This window comes from Klebsiella sp. LTGPAF-6F, from assembly GCF_001753185.1.
In the GTDB taxonomy this organism is placed as follows: Bacteria; Pseudomonadota; Gammaproteobacteria; order Enterobacterales; family Enterobacteriaceae; genus Klebsiella; species Klebsiella michiganensis.
In genome coordinates this window covers 3,203,112-3,216,770 of record NZ_CP017450.1, presented here as the reverse complement: position 1 = coordinate 3,216,770, position 13,659 = coordinate 3,203,112, and the positions used below count along the sequence as shown (strand labels likewise).

The window sequence follows — 13,659 nt, the reverse complement described above, 5'->3', positions numbered from 1 at the left end:
TGGAGAGCTCCCGGCGGGAACAAAAAACGGCGGTTAATATCAGAACACAAAAATTGGTAGGGAAGATGGAGATGAATGCAATTGCAAATGATATTTATTTTCATTAGTGTTTGCATTCCGTAAGCTACTGTAAAGAAAAATTACATGTCTACCGCATCCCTGAAGCAGGCCGCGCGCCTCGCGCTGGTCATTTCGTTTTCCCTGCATGCTCTCTCCGCCTCGGCTAAGGATTTCACCGAGCGGGACTTCCGCGCTCAGGCTCTCGGCCACGGCGTTTACGAGCTGGCCTATGATAACGGCCAGAAGACGCTCTACGCTGCCTCCGCGCCCTCGTTTGATAAAGATAAAACCGCGGGACTGGTCTTTCGACTGGCGGCGGATTCTCTGCGGATTGATGAGAAAATCGTTACCGAACGCCGCGCCTTCGCGCTCTCCCTGGATGAAGAAAATCACATCCTGTATTTGGGTAACGCGCTGGATGGCTCGCTAACGCTTCTGGATACGCTGACCAATAAGGTGATTAACACTATTCAGCTCAGCGATGATTCAGATCCTGCGAAACAGGCCCACGTCCGCGAAGTGGTGCTGGATAAACTAAACCAGCGTTTGTATGTGTCAGGGATCGGGCGCAAAGGCCAGGGCCTGCTCTGGGTGGTCGATACCCGCAAGCAGCAGCTGATTGACACGCTGAAGAACATCGACCCCGTAGGGTTTGCCGTTGATGCATCGGGCGAAAAAGTCTATGCGGTCACCGGCAACGGGGAGTTGGCTACCCTTGACGGCAAAACGTCGACGTTAATTTCCCGCGTGAAGGTCGATCCGGCTGACGCTGAGCACTATTTCCTCAATATCGCCCTGAACAGCGCCGCCGGAGTCGGATATATCGCCGATACCAACACCCGCGATGTGCTGGTGGTGCGGCTGGACTCCGGCAAGCTGGTCGATCGTATCGCTTCGCCAAACTCGGTCGCTGTGCTCTATAACGCCAAGCGTGAAGAAATCTACGTGACCCATCGCAACGATCGCTCGATTAGCGTCATCGATGCGCGAACCCATCGTCTCAAGCACACCCTCAAAACGGCGGCGATGCCCAACAGCCTGGTCCTTTCTGCGGATGGCGGAACGCTTTACGCCAGCGTCAAACAGGACGAAAAAAGCGATCGGCCTGACTACGTTCTCAAGATCGATCTCACTCAATTCTAAGGACTTTTTGTGGCGATGAAGACACGCATAGACGTGGCGATGGCGCTCGCCTTCGTCAATCTGCCCGCGGCAGCCTACGCCGCTGATGGCGCAGGGATAAATGAAGAACAGATGGTAGTGACCGCCACGGGATTCAGCCAGGAGAGGCGCGAGGCGCCGGCGACGATCTCGGTGCTCGATGAGAAGGCGCTGAATACCCGTTCCAATCAGAACGTCACGGAAGCGTTGCGCGAGATGCCGGGCGTGCTGGTGGGCAACGGCCACGGCAGCCTGGCGACCGGCGATGTACAGATGCGCGGTATGGATTCGACCTATACCTCGTTTATGGTGAACGGTATCAAGCAGTCTACCCGCGAATCGCGACCTTATGGGCATCACATTGGGTCTGAAGCCGCTTTTATGCCGCCGCTGGCCGCCATTGAGCGGGTGGAGGTGATTCGCGGGCCTATGTCATCGCTGTACGGCTCTGACTCTATCGGCGGTGTGGTCAACGTCATCACCAAAAAGGCGTATAACCTCGAAAAATGGACGGGGGTGCTGGAGGATAATTACTTCCTGCAGGAGAAAAGCGAATACGGCAATACTAACCAGACAAACGCCTTCTTTATGGGGCCCGTCGTACCGGGCAAACTCGGCGTCAGCGTGGGGGCTGACTATCTTGACCGTCGCGATGATGACAGCCCGACCCAGGAACGTTTTGTTAAGCATCAGGCGGGGAATCTGGACGCCACAATTTCTCTTTCGCCAACCGATACCCAGCTCTGGGATCTGAACGCCTCCAAAGGCAATCAGGAGAAAACCCATAACGATAAAGCGTGGTACTGGGGCTTTGACCGCGATGCGGTCTCGCTGTCACAGCATGCCTGGTACGGTGATGACCTGGTGGAGGTGAAGAACTTTATCAGCTACGAAAAGGCCCGTACGGAGTACCGCGTGCCCGGCATGGACTCGCAGTTTATCAAGCAGAATAATTTTGAGGCCAATAGCGCAAACACCTTTACACTGGCCGATCACAAGCTGACGCTAGGCGTAAACTTCACGCGCAATGAGCTGAATGACACCTTTGGTATTGCGGACAAGCAGGCGCCCGGGGTCACCCCGGTGAGTAAAATCACCCGTCACGGCTGGGCGGTTTTTGCTGAAGACGCGTGGATGATTGTACCGGACTTCACGTTGACCACTTCTGCGCGCCTGGATCATGACAGCTATTTTGGCTATCACGTTACGCCTAAGCTCTACGGCAACTGGACCATTGACGAAAGCTGGGCGCTGAAAGGTGGCGTATCCGCCGGCTATAAAAAACCGGACCTGCGCCAGAACAACGCCGGCTTTACCAGCGTCTACGGCGCTTATCCCTATTCTGAGATTGGTATCGGCAACGACGATCTCAAACCGGAGCAGAGCATCAACACCGAGCTGGGCGTGTACTGGCAGCAGGATGCGCTGGCGCTCGACGCCACGCTTTTTCATACCAAATTTAAAGACAAAATCAGCGACCATACCATCTGTACCGCCTCGGCTACCCGGCAATGCCAATACAACGGCTATACCGCGGATAGCGTGTCGCAATACATTAACGTCGGGGATGCGGAGATCTACGGACTGGAGCTGAACGGCGACTGGCAGGTGACCGCAGCGCTGAAAGCGAACGCCAACTATACCTATACCCACAGTGAACAAAAAAGCGGTGAGTATAAGGGTTATGCGCTAAGCGATTTCCCCAGCAGTATGGCCAACGTTTCGCTGACGTGGAACACCGCTTCCGATCTTGAACTGTGGACCAAGGCGAGCTGGCGCAGCAGATCGCCGGATATCGGCAAATCCAGCTCAACGGATGCCTATGCGCTGGTAGATCTAGGCGTGCGTTATCGCCTGAGTAAGCACGTCACGCTGATGAGCGGTATCTACAATCTGTTTGATGTGAACCCGGTTTACACTACCGCTTACCGGCAGAAGGCGATGCTGGAAGGGCGACGCTATAATTTCGGCGGCCGCGTGGAGTTCTGAAAATCGTGCAGGGGCCGAATAGCCCCTGCGATAACATGCAAAAATAGCTCTCAGGGCCTGAAGTCCAGAACCACATGACTGAATGTCTGATAGGTTTTTTCATCCGGCGCGGGCGGAATTTTGGCTTCTTTCAGCGCGGACATTACCGCCGCGCATAACGCCGGATCGCCGCTCTCGACCGCTGGATTATGCACCGTCCCGTCACGCTGTAGCGTTAAGCGCACCGAGCATTTTTGCCCCTGCCAGGACGCCGGCTGGTCTATTTTCGCGAAGATAGCCCTCTGGACCTGCGTCAGATAGCGTGAGACGTTGGCCTGCGGTGATTGATCTGAACCCGTTTGATAATCGCGAAACATCTTATCCACTTCTGCCGATACCTTCGCGTCTTCGGCGCTATCCGGCGCAGAAGCACTACCCGAGCAGGCGGAAAGAAGTAAAGAGAGAGTGCAAATGAGCACCGGGCGGATTTTCACGGACATGGTAATGCCTCCTTGCTGGTGATGATGCGTTTCTGACGCGAGACGGTTATCCTCTGTTATTGCGCGATATTATTCAAACGCCGATCGCCTGGTATGCGCTTTAAAGTGACACTGTCACTCATTCTTTGCCTTCGCTGCGGGCGGCTACGCCATCCAGTCGCGGATAATGTCTCCGTATAGCTGCTCAGCCTCCTCCAGCCGGCTGAGCAGGCAGTACTCGTCGGTCTGATGGGCCATAGACGGCTCGCCGGGACCGAGAATAATACAGGGTGGATCGGCCAACGCAGGCAGCAGCAGCGAGGCGTCGGTAAAGTAGGGCACCACGCGCGGTTCAATCGGCTTAGCGTGCAGCGGCTGGCAGCGCTGATAAACCTGCTTAATCCACGCATGATCCTCCCGGCTCAGTACGGCGGGCAGGTCGACCAGCGTGGATACCGTGACGCTTTCGCCAAGCAGCGTGGTCAAGCGCTGCCGGATAGTGGCGTGCTGTAAATTGGGCGCGCTGCGGATATCGACATCAAAACGCGTGCGGTCCGGCACGGAATTAATATTGAGTCCGCCTTCGATGCGTCCGACGTTGAGGGTGGGCTGCTTCATCAGCGGGTGCGCCGCGCCAGGGGAAAAATGCTGAATCTTACCCAGCGCATCCGCCGCAAGATAGATAGCATTTATCCCCAGCTCCGGCATCGCGCCGTGGGCGGTTTTTCCCCGCGTTTCGCAGCGTAGCCAGAGCGCGCCTTTATGGCCGATCGCCGGATAGTTGGCGGTGGGCTCACCGACGATCAGCGCGCCCACGTCCGGCAACGTCGCGGAGGCGATCAGCGCCCGTGCGCCGTCGCAGCCGGTCTCTTCTCCGCCGGTAATCAGCAATACCGCGCCGCATCCGGCGAGGATCGTTTCCCGCTGATGAACGCAGGCGACGGCAAACGCCGCTATCGCCGCTTTCATATCGCTGGACCCGCGGCCATAAAGACGCCCGTCTTCTATCTGCGAGCCGAAAGGATCGTACTGCCACCGGGCATTTCCCAGCGGCACGGTATCCAGATGACCGGTAAAGGCCAGCGATTTACCGGTCTTTGCCCCGGGCAGCCTGGCGATAAGATTGCAGCGTCCCTCGCCGAACGACGACAGCGAAACCGCAAAACCGCGATCGTTAAGCCAGTCGGCAAAGAACCGCATGCAGTCTGCTTCGCTGCCCGGCGGGTTGATGGTGTTAAAGCCCAGCAGCTGCCGGGCGAGCTCAAGGGTGGCGGCCATCAGCGACGTTCCGTCAGCCAGTCAAGGCAGTTAATCCACAGCTGGCGATAGCCGGGCCATTGAGCAAACTCTTCCGGCAGCCAGTGTGCCGACATATCGCTGGTCCACACCAGCGAGCGACCCTGCTGATATTCGCGAATGGCCAGCAGCGGATGACCGGTACCGGCCACGGTCGCCAGCAGTTTGCCTTCCGGATGCATTTCTACTTCGTTATAGCCCAGCAGCCACGGCCATTCGCCCGGAATATCGTTGAACAGGGCGTGGGATTCCGTCACTTCGGCATAGCAACCCTCCGGGGTTTCAATGCGATCGTCCCACGCCAGACAGCGGACCGGCAGAACTTTCTCCACCGCGGTATGGCGATAGCGCGCGCCGCCGTTAATCCCCTGGAAACTGTAATAGCCGCCAATCATCATCAGCGAGCCGCCGCCGGCCACGTAGTCATGCAGTAGCGTCAGACGGTTGGCGGTTCGGCGGCTTTTCAGCCAGGTGTCCGGATGCAGCAGCAGCGTATTGGCGCCAATATCCGAAAGAATAATCGCATCCCACTGCTGCAGCGCTTCCAGCGTCAGCGGAAAGTCTGTCGCCGCCGCGTGGGCGGGCATATAGGTAATGGCGTAGGCACTGTCCGCGAGCGCGGCCAGAAAATCCGTTGCGCCGGTGTGCCAGGTGGCGGTGGCAAACTGGTCGAAGCCTTTAACGTGCGTTGAGGTGCTGGTCCAGGATTCACCGACCAGTAAGATTTTTTTCTGCATTATGACTTTCCTTTTATCCGCCAAAAACCCGTTGGGGATTTCCAATCATCAAGGTTTCAAGCTGTTCGCCGCTGACGCCGTGGCGCCGCAGGCGGGGAACAAAATGCTTGAGTATGTAGCCGTAACCGTGGCCGCCGTAGCGGGTGAGCATGGTTTTCAGGAAGACGTCCTGCGACAGCAGTATTTGCTGGATATAGCCGTCGTCAATCAGTTCGCGAATCGCGCGGGCGTTCTCCTCGTCGGAGGGCGACTGCGCCGACTCGTCGGCGTAGTAATAGCTCATGCCGATCATGTCGTATTCGAGAAACGCCCCGCGCTGCGCCAGCTCCCGCTGGTAGCGCTTATCGGCAAAGCTGGGATTCATATGGCACAGGACGGTATGGCGTAAATCGGCGCCTTCCTGTTCGAGAATATCCAGCACCCGATGACCCAGCCGCTCCCAGCCGGGCAGATGGACCTCGATCGGCACGCCGGTCGCGGCGCTGGCCCGGCCCGCAGCGCGCAGCGATTTCTCCTCATCCGGCGTAAAGCGGCTCGAGATACCGATTTCGCCGATGAGCCCGGCGAGCACCTCCGGTTTCTCCTCCGCGCCGCCCAGATCGTAAATCAGCCGTTCGGTCAACTGTTCGACGCTGCTGGTTCTTACCCACTCGGGGTGCGAAGGTTCCAGATAGAGGCCGGTGCCCATAATAATGTTCAGACCGGTCAGGCGCGCGATGCGCGCCAGCGCGTTGGGATCGCGGCCGATACCGATATTGGTCGGGTCGACCACCGTTTCTCCGCCAAGGGCGCGATATTTCGTCAGCTCTTCAATCGCGACGTCGACGTCAAACAGCTGGCAGTTATCGCGGCTCATCAGCGGATTCAGCGACAGTTCGCCGAGGTTTTCCATTTTCACCGGCATTTCGGCAAGATGGCGATCGCTACAGCAGCAGGGCGGTACCCATTTGCCGGAGGCATCCAGCAGAATATGCTCATGCATCAGAGTAACCCCCATTTCGCTAATCGGCAGCGGGCCAAGCACCGTCATCACGTAACCGCTGCTGACGCCAAGCGGCAGCGGGGTGGGGTGGCGAAAAATTGATCCTTTCATCAGCTATCCTTTTGCCGCGGAGCGCGTGGGGTTGAGAATGCGGGTGTTCAGCCAGATCGCCAGCAGGATAATGGTGCCGGTGGCTATCTGGGTGTAAAACGGCGAAATATGCGACAGGATCAGCCCGTTCTGAATGACCGCAATCGACAGCGCGCCCAGCAGCGTACCGATAATGGTACCGAAGCCGCCAAACAGGCTGGTACTGCCAAGCACAACGGCAGCAATAACCTGCAGTTCAAAGCCTTCGCCCTGGTTGGAGGAGCCGCTGCCGAGGCGCGCGGTAATGATCATCCCCGCCAGCGCGGCGGCCATCCCGCTGATGATATAGACCTTCATGGTGACCGCTTTGGTATTAATGCCGCTGCGTCGCGCGCCTTCGGCGTTAGCGCCGATAGCGGTCACATAGCGGCCAAAGCGCATATGATTGAGAACAATATGCCCGATAACCAGAATCATAATGCCGATCAGCGCGGGCATGGGGATACCGACTACCCACGCGCGTCCTATAAAAGTAAACAGGCTGTCAGCCGGAACCGGAATCGAGTAGCCCTGGGTGACCAGCAGCGCGATGCCGCGAACCACGGCCAGGGTGGCGAGGGTGACGATAAACGCCGGAATGCCTTCATAGGCGATAAAGAAGCCGTTGATGGCGCCCACCAATCCGCCGAGCAGCAGGCCGCCGAGCAGTACCACCGGCCACGGCAGCCCCCAGTTATTCAGGGCGATAGCGGAAAGCGCGCCGACCAGCGCCAGGGTGGAGCCCACCGACAGATCGATACCCCCGGTGGTAATGACCAGGGTCATCGCCGTCGCGACAATCAGCAGCGGGGCGCTCTGACGGATGATGTTGAGCCAGTTGGTACCGGTGAGAAAGTTGCTGGTGATCAGCGAAAACACCACGCAGCAGAAGACGAAAAAGAGCGCGATGCTGACTACGCCGGAGTGGTTATGCAGCAGGCGGCGCGGCAGCGAATGCTGGATCATGCGGGAGCTGCTTAAGTTCATGATACTCATCCTGTTACCTCAATGTGCAGCCGCAGAGCGGGCGGTGAATTTTTCGCCCACAATCAGGTTAACGATATCGCTCAGGCTGGTGTCGGCCACCCGTCTGTCGGCGACGTTGGTACCTTCATACATCACCATGATCCGGTCACAGACCAGGAACAGGTCCTGCAGGCGGTGGGTAATCAGAATCACGCTCACCCCGCGAGCGGAAACGCGGCGAATAAGCTCCAGCACCGCTTCGACTTCCGCGACGGCCAGCGCGGCGGTGGGTTCATCCATAATCAGCACCTTCGGGTCAAAGGCCGTCGCGCGGGCGATGGCAATGGCCTGGCGCTGGCCGCCGGAGAGATTTCGCACCAGCAGCCGGGTATCGGGAATGGAGATCCCAAGCCCTTTTAGCATCTCCCTGGCATCGGAGTGCATTCTTGCCTCATCGAGGAAGGGGATACCGAGGCGTGATTTCATCGGCTCGCGGCCCATAAACAGATTGCCCGCGACGTCGACCGTGTCGCAGAGCGACAGATCCTGATACACCATCTCGATATGGCAGCGGCGCGAATCGGCCGGATTAGTAAACTGCTGCTGTTCACCGTCGATACGAATCGTGCCGCTGGAGGGGATCACCGCGCCAGAGAGCACTTTGGTCAGGGTCGATTTCCCCGCGCCGTTATCGCCCACTAAGCCCAGCACCTCGCCCGGAGCCAGCTCAAGGTTGACTCCGCGCAATGAACGTATCGACCCGTAGGTCTTGGTGATATTGATCATCTCCACCCTTGGCGGGGTAGTTTGTGGCTGCTGCATCTGATAACTCCCATCGCTGTTGCCGGGAAAATGTTCGCCATCCTGCGGGAGAGATGCTATCCGACACGGTTTACATGCTAGTAAACCGGTTTACCTGCGGAATAGAGCACTCGCCAGCACAGTCAGGACAAACGCTATGTAAGATATTTGTTCGCCAGTAAGAACATTGCAGCATCCGTGCCAGGGCAGGAACAACACAGCAGCCCTGTGATTTAACCTTATGTAATAAATAGAGTTTATTCATTACGCTCCGGTAAACCGGTTTACTGATTATAGTGAATAAAATGTTAATTGATCGTTTTTTGCGCCAAAAGTGGGCGCTTTTGCGCCATTTTGGGACGTGCTTAACAGATCTTGATCGAGTCGCGGCCAATCCACTCTACCGGCAGGCGGGTTTCCGCCGGGATATCCCGATCGTCGTTCAGCAGACGCATCATGATGTTCACCGCGGTGCGGCCCAGTTCCCGGGCGGGCTGGCGGATAGTGGAAATCCGCGGCTGGGTAAAATCGGCATAGTTGGCGTCATCGAAGCCGACTAACGATAGCGCCTCCGGCGCCTGGAGCCCGCTGGCGCGCAGACCGTCGAGCAGGCCGAGCACCAGATAGTCGCTGGCGGCGAAGACGGCGGTCGGGCGAACCGGCTGGCTGAACAGGGTCCGCAGCGCTTGCTGGCCAAACTCGCGCTGGTAGTCACCGTACATCACCCATTCGGGCGGCCAGCTCAGGCCGGCCTGCTCCATCGCGGTGCAGAAGCCCTGATAGCGCTCGCGTACGCTCATCAGCTTGTCCGGGCCGCCGACGAAAGCGATATGGCGATGCCCGGCGGCGATCAGTTTTTCGGTGGCGATCCGCCCGCCCTGGACGTTATCGGCAAACACTTTCGGCACCTTACTGCCGGGAATATCTTCATCCAGCAGGACAATGCGTTCGTGACGCTGGACTTCTTTGCGCAGCAGGCCGTTATCGGGGCGGTTGGTGGTGAACAGCAGGCCGTCGACCTGGCAGGTATCCAGCCAGCGGATAAACTGGCACTCTTTTTCCGGGTTGTTGCGGGTGATACACAGCACCAGGCTGTAACCGCTGACAGAAGCGGCCTCTTCGGCGGCATCGGCCAGTTCGGCAAAGAAGGGGTTGGTAATATCGGGGAGCACCAGGCCGAGCGTTTCGCTGCCGCCTTTGCTAAGACGGCGTGCAAGGCTATTGCCGCGATAGTCCAGTTCGCGAATGGCGGTTTCGATGCGATCGATGGTGTCCTGCGGTAGCACAATACTGTTGTTCATATAGCGCGACAGGGTTGCCTTCGACAGCCCCGCCAGCTTTGCCACATCGGATAACAATACGCGTTTTATACTCATTTCCTGCGCCATTTCTGCCAGAATCGGCTATCTGTAACATAGTTAAGCGCGGTGGATACAGCAATTTCTCTGCTAACAATAACCGGAAATAAATGCTTGACAAAATTTAATCTGCGGAGAATTGTATAGGCAGTTTACCGCATCATCCGGGAAGTCATTCCCAAACCCGTTTAACTCATTCCAGTCGCGCACCGACACGGACCGGTTGCCGGAATGAAATTAAGCAGGTATCCGCCGAACGGTCGATGATTGTTCTGGCCATATAGACGATATTTGCCCGCCAAAAAATAATCCTTCTGCGTTCGCATGCGGCGCGGAACTCTGCTGGCTATCAACTATTCCCGACGAGGATACTGATGATGTTATTTCACACCGGAAAACTGCGTTTACTTGCTGTTGCCACCACGATGCTGGCATCCATGAGTTTTATTTCTGCCGCCGGCGCCGCCGGTCCGACTTATGCGCTGGTACAAATCAATCAGCAGGCCCTGTTCTTTAATCTGATGAATAAAGGCGCGCAGGATGCAGCCAAAGCCAGCGGCAAGGATTTAGTTATTTTTAACTCTAACGATAATCCCGTGGCGCAAAACGACGCGATAGAAAACTATATTCAGCAAGGCGTTAAAGGCATTCTGGTTGCCGCTATCGACGTTAACGGAATTATGCCCGCGGTAAAAGAAGCGGCCGCCGCTAACATTCCAGTGATTGCGATTGATGCCGTATTACCGGCCGGGCCGCAGGCGGCTCAGGTCGGCGTTGATAATATCGAAGGTGGCAGAATTATTGGTCAATACTTCGTGGACTACGTGCAGAAAGAGATGGGCGGCCAGGCGCGGCTGGGTATTGTCGGCGCGCTGAACTCGGCCATTCAGAACCAGCGGCAGAAAGGGTTTGAAGAGACGCTGAAAAGCAATCCGAAAATTACCATCGCTAACGTCGTCGACGGCCAGAACGTACAGGATAAAGCAATGACCGCGGCGGAGAACCTGATTACCGGCAACCCCGATCTGACGGCGATCTATGCCACTGGCGAACCCGCTCTGCTGGGTGCTATCGCCGCCGTGGAAAACCAGGGGCGCCAGAAAGATATTAAAGTCTTTGGCTGGGATCTGACGGCGAAGGCGATTTCCGGTATTGACGGCGGCTACGTCACCGCCATTCTGCAGCAGGACCCGGAAAAGATGGGGGCCGAAGCCCTGAATGCGCTGAACGCTATCACTGCAGGTAAAACCGTGCCGAAAACCATTCTGGTTCCGGCCACGGTGGTAACCAAAGCGAACGTCGATACCTATCGTTCGCTGTTCAAGTAGGTCAGCGCGCGCCGTTCACGGCTAACAGAGCGGTGAGTTCGTGGCCGTCGGGAAACGCGCTGAGCGTCCCCCGACGGCTAACGGTAATGGCGGCAGCGCGGCTGGCGTGCGCCAGCGCCAGCGCATCCGGCGCGACGCCGCGCAGAATCGCGGACGCCAGCATCACCGCGAGGAACGTGTCGCCAGCGCCGGTGGTGTCTAGCGCCTCGGCGGGAACGGCGGGGCAAAACTGGCGCTGACCCGCCTGAACCAGCCAGGCGCCTGCCGCGCCCTGGGTTACCACTAAGGTTTTCACGCCGTAAGGCTTAAGCTGCTCGGCCTCGGATTCATTGACCACCGCGATGTCGATGAGCGGCCACAGATGGCAAAAGTCAGGATTGACAGGCGAGGGGTTGAATACCGTTGTCATACCGCGGGCTTTGGCGTACTGGAACAGCGCCCGGGTTTTATCCAGGGAGAAATTGCCCTGCTGTAGCAGAATATCGCCCGCAGCGGCCTCCGCCATATGCGGAATAATATCATCAAGGCTGAACGTATCGGCTGCGGCCGTCGTGGTAATGATGGCATTGTCGCCATCAGCGCTATTTAAAATAATCGAGGTGTCGCTATGTTGATTGAAATGGGCGTCGGGTAGTAGCGTCAGTGGTTCATTTTTTATCTGCTGACGGATCCACTCGCCGTTGCTGTCATTTCCCGTGGCGGCAATTAATCGCGTGTCGATTCCGCAGCGGGATAATATAATCGCCTGATTCGCGCCTTTACCGCCGATATCCTGCGAAACTTTAATGCCGTGAATGGACACGCCTTTTTTCGGTATATCCGGAATGGACCAGGTTTCATCTACGGTAATATTACCAGTAACGTAAACACGCATAGTGTTCCCTTAACAGGATGGATAAGATGGTTGCTATCTCAGCAGAAAAAACGAATGCAATACAAGCTATTTTTTCACGTAATAAAGTTGTTATTGGTGTTATTCATTGCGATCCTTTTCCCGGTACGCCGAAATATCGAGGCAAATCAGTCCCCGGTATTGTTGAGCGTGCACTTCGCGATGCCGAAAATTATATTTCTGGCGGCGTTCACGGCCTGATTATTGAAAACCATGGTGATATTCCTTTTTCCAAACCTGAGGATATCGGTCATGAAACCTCTGCGCTGATGGCGGTGATTACCGAGAAAGTTCGCGAGCGTTTTGGTGTGCCGCTGGGCATTAATGTCCTGGCGAACGCGGCGATCCCGGCGATGGCGATCGCCCTGGCGGGCGGGGCCGATTTCGTCCGCGTAAACCAGTGGGCCAACGCCTATATCGCCAACGAAGGATTTATTGAAGGGGCGGCCGCTAAGGCGCTGCGCTATCGCAGCATGCTGCGCGCTGAACATATTCGCGTCTTTGCCGATAGCCACGTCAAGCACGGTAGCCACGCCATCGTTGCCGATCGTTCGATTCAGGAGCTCACGCGCGACGTGGATTTCTTCGAGGCCGACGCGGTAATTGCGACCGGCCAGCGCACGGGCGATAGCGCAACGATGGAGGAAATTGACGAGATCCGCGCGGCGACGGAGCTACCGCTACTGGTGGGCTCCGGGGTGACGCCCGCCAACGTGAGTCAGATCCTCGGGCGGACCCAGGGGGTCATTGTGGCCAGTACGATGAAGGTCGATGGCGTCTGGTGGAACGATGTTGAGCTGGCCCGGGTGAAGCATTTTATGTCGGTCGCTCAGGCCGCGCTGGAGGAAGCATAATGGAAGCGTTTAGCGAACGCCTGCTGCGCGAACATCAACCGGCGTGGCAGGCGATGCAGCAGCACCGTTTTGTGACTGATATCGAACAGGATCGTCTGCCGACAGCCGTCTTTAACCGCTATCTGGTGTTTGAGGGCAACTTTGTCGCGACGGCAATCGCGATTTTTGCTCTCGGGGTTAGCAAGGCGCCGGGTATTCATCAGCAGCGCTGGCTTATTGGCGTCCTGAATGCCCTGGTTGACACGCAGATTGCATGGTTTGAACAGGTGTTATCAGAACGGCGGATAACTCCCGCTGATTATCCGGACGATCTGCCCGGCGTGCGGCGCTTTCGCGACGGCATGCTGCGGACGGCCCGGCAGGGAAGCTATGAGCAGATTGTTACCCTGATGTTCGGTGCGGAGTGGATGTATTATTTCTGGTGCCGACGGGCGAGCGAACATCACCAGAGCGATGCGGACGTGCGCCGCTGGGTGGAAATGCACGCGGAGGACGAATTTTATCAGCAGGCGCTCTGGCTGAAGAACGAACTCGACCGCTGCGCCATGGCGCTGAGTGAAAGCGAAAAGCAGGCGCTGTCGGCGCTTTACGGCGATGTGCTGCAGTGGGAAATTGATTTCCATCACGCTGCGTACGAGGCGTAGCCGC

General features: G+C 57.2%; 13 protein-coding genes. 5 read left to right on the top strand and 8 right to left on the bottom strand.

Features of this window, described 5'->3' with window-relative positions; all coding sequences use genetic code 11:
• The first annotated feature begins 144 nt into the window (after nt 1–144).
• Nucleotides 145–1,203: a 7-bladed beta-propeller protein YncE gene (yncE, locus tag BJF97_RS14975; RefSeq protein WP_014838516.1), complete on the top strand. Its 1,059-nt coding sequence runs from the start codon at nt 145–147 to the stop codon at nt 1,201–1,203.
• 15 nt (nt 1,204–1,218) lie between these two features.
• Nucleotides 1,219–3,210 carry a TonB-dependent receptor domain-containing protein gene (locus tag BJF97_RS14970; protein ID WP_032694973.1) on the top strand — a complete coding sequence of 664 codons (1,992 nt, stop codon included), beginning with the start codon at nt 1,219–1,221 and terminating at the stop codon, nt 3,208–3,210.
• A 50-nt stretch (nt 3,211–3,260) separates the two neighbouring features.
• Here BJF97_RS14970 and tolA read toward each other — a convergent pair whose 3' ends face one another.
• The 7 genes from tolA to BJF97_RS14935 form a co-directional block, all read right to left on the bottom strand.
• Complete coding sequence (gene tolA, locus BJF97_RS14965) at nt 3,261–3,689, bottom strand: cell envelope integrity protein TolA (RefSeq protein ID WP_014838514.1); 429 nt, start codon at nt 3,687–3,689, stop codon at nt 3,261–3,263.
• Nucleotides 3,690–3,833: 144 nt separating this feature from the next.
• The gene (locus tag BJF97_RS14960; RefSeq protein WP_032694974.1) at nt 3,834–4,946 is read right to left on the bottom strand and encodes a M20 family metallopeptidase; all 1,113 of its coding nucleotides are present in this window, start codon (nt 4,944–4,946) and stop codon (nt 3,834–3,836) included.
• Nucleotides 4,946–5,701 carry a glutamine amidotransferase gene (locus tag BJF97_RS14955; protein WP_014838512.1) on the bottom strand — a complete coding sequence of 252 codons (756 nt, stop codon included), beginning with the start codon at nt 5,699–5,701 and terminating at the stop codon, nt 4,946–4,948. The genes BJF97_RS14960 and BJF97_RS14955 overlap by 1 nt, the downstream gene beginning before the upstream one ends.
• 13 nt (nt 5,702–5,714) lie before the next feature.
• The gene (locus tag BJF97_RS14950; RefSeq protein ID WP_014838511.1) at nt 5,715–6,794 is read right to left on the bottom strand and encodes a phosphotriesterase family protein; all 1,080 of its coding nucleotides are present in this window, start codon (nt 6,792–6,794) and stop codon (nt 5,715–5,717) included.
• A gap of 3 nt (nt 6,795–6,797) precedes the next feature.
• A complete protein-coding gene (locus BJF97_RS14945; protein ID WP_014229399.1) occupies nt 6,798–7,799 on the bottom strand; it encodes an ABC transporter permease in 1,002 nt (333 codons plus the stop codon).
• Between the two features lie 18 nt (nt 7,800–7,817).
• Nucleotides 7,818–8,564, bottom strand: a complete 747-nt coding sequence (locus BJF97_RS14940) for an ATP-binding cassette domain-containing protein (RefSeq protein WP_177341168.1) — start codon at nt 8,562–8,564, stop codon at nt 7,818–7,820.
• Between the two features lie 380 nt (nt 8,565–8,944).
• A complete protein-coding gene (locus tag BJF97_RS14935; RefSeq protein WP_014229397.1) occupies nt 8,945–9,967 on the bottom strand; it encodes a LacI family DNA-binding transcriptional regulator in 1,023 nt (340 codons plus the stop codon).
• A 344-nt stretch (nt 9,968–10,311) separates the two neighbouring features.
• On the opposite strand from BJF97_RS14935, the gene BJF97_RS14930 reads away from it, so the two are divergent.
• On the top strand, nt 10,312–11,265 hold the full coding sequence (locus tag BJF97_RS14930; RefSeq protein WP_032694977.1) for an ABC transporter substrate-binding protein: 954 nt from the start codon (nt 10,312–10,314) through the stop codon (nt 11,263–11,265).
• 1 nt (nt 11,266) lies between these two features.
• Here the strand turns inward: BJF97_RS14930 and BJF97_RS14925 are convergent, their stop codons facing one another.
• Nucleotides 11,267–12,139, bottom strand: a complete 873-nt coding sequence (locus BJF97_RS14925; protein WP_014229395.1) for a PfkB family carbohydrate kinase — start codon at nt 12,137–12,139, stop codon at nt 11,267–11,269.
• Nucleotides 12,140–12,165: 26 nt separating this feature from the next.
• Here BJF97_RS14925 and BJF97_RS14920 point away from each other — a divergent pair, with 26 nt between their 5' ends.
• A complete protein-coding gene (locus BJF97_RS14920; RefSeq protein ID WP_014229394.1) occupies nt 12,166–13,011 on the top strand; it encodes a BtpA/SgcQ family protein in 846 nt (281 codons plus the stop codon).
• On the top strand, nt 13,011–13,655 hold the full coding sequence (locus tag BJF97_RS14915) for a TenA family protein (protein WP_014229393.1): 645 nt from the start codon (nt 13,011–13,013) through the stop codon (nt 13,653–13,655). Before BJF97_RS14920 ends, BJF97_RS14915 begins: the two co-directional genes overlap by 1 nt.
• Nucleotides 13,656–13,659 lie beyond the last annotated feature (4 nt).

Bases quoted from the DNA above. Each gene is read 5' to 3' on its own strand.
- yncE (WP_014838516.1), top strand. From the start codon at position 145: ATGTCTACCGCATCCCTGAAGCAGGCCGCGCGCCTCGCGCTGGTCATT.
- BJF97_RS14970 (WP_032694973.1), top strand. From the start codon at position 1,219: ATGAAGACACGCATAGACGTGGCGATGGCGCTCGCCTTCGTCAATCTG.
- tolA (WP_014838514.1), bottom strand. From the start codon at position 3,689: ATGTCCGTGAAAATCCGCCCGGTGCTCATTTGCACTCTCTCTTTACTT.
- BJF97_RS14960 (WP_032694974.1), bottom strand. From the start codon at position 4,946: ATGGCCGCCACCCTTGAGCTCGCCCGGCAGCTGCTGGGCTTTAACACC.
- BJF97_RS14955 (WP_014838512.1), bottom strand. From the start codon at position 5,701: ATGCAGAAAAAAATCTTACTGGTCGGTGAATCCTGGACCAGCACCTCA.
- BJF97_RS14950 (WP_014838511.1), bottom strand. From the start codon at position 6,794: ATGAAAGGATCAATTTTTCGCCACCCCACCCCGCTGCCGCTTGGCGTC.
- BJF97_RS14945 (WP_014229399.1), bottom strand. From the start codon at position 7,799: ATGAACTTAAGCAGCTCCCGCATGATCCAGCATTCGCTGCCGCGCCGC.
- BJF97_RS14940 (WP_177341168.1), bottom strand. From the start codon at position 8,564: ATGATCAATATCACCAAGACCTACGGGTCGATACGTTCATTGCGCGGA.
- BJF97_RS14935 (WP_014229397.1), bottom strand. From the start codon at position 9,967: ATGGCGCAGGAAATGAGTATAAAACGCGTATTGTTATCCGATGTGGCA.
- BJF97_RS14930 (WP_032694977.1), top strand. From the start codon at position 10,312: ATGATGTTATTTCACACCGGAAAACTGCGTTTACTTGCTGTTGCCACC.
- BJF97_RS14925 (WP_014229395.1), bottom strand. From the start codon at position 12,139: ATGCGTGTTTACGTTACTGGTAATATTACCGTAGATGAAACCTGGTCC.
- BJF97_RS14920 (WP_014229394.1), top strand. From the start codon at position 12,166: ATGGTTGCTATCTCAGCAGAAAAAACGAATGCAATACAAGCTATTTTT.
- BJF97_RS14915 (WP_014229393.1), top strand. From the start codon at position 13,011: ATGGAAGCGTTTAGCGAACGCCTGCTGCGCGAACATCAACCGGCGTGG.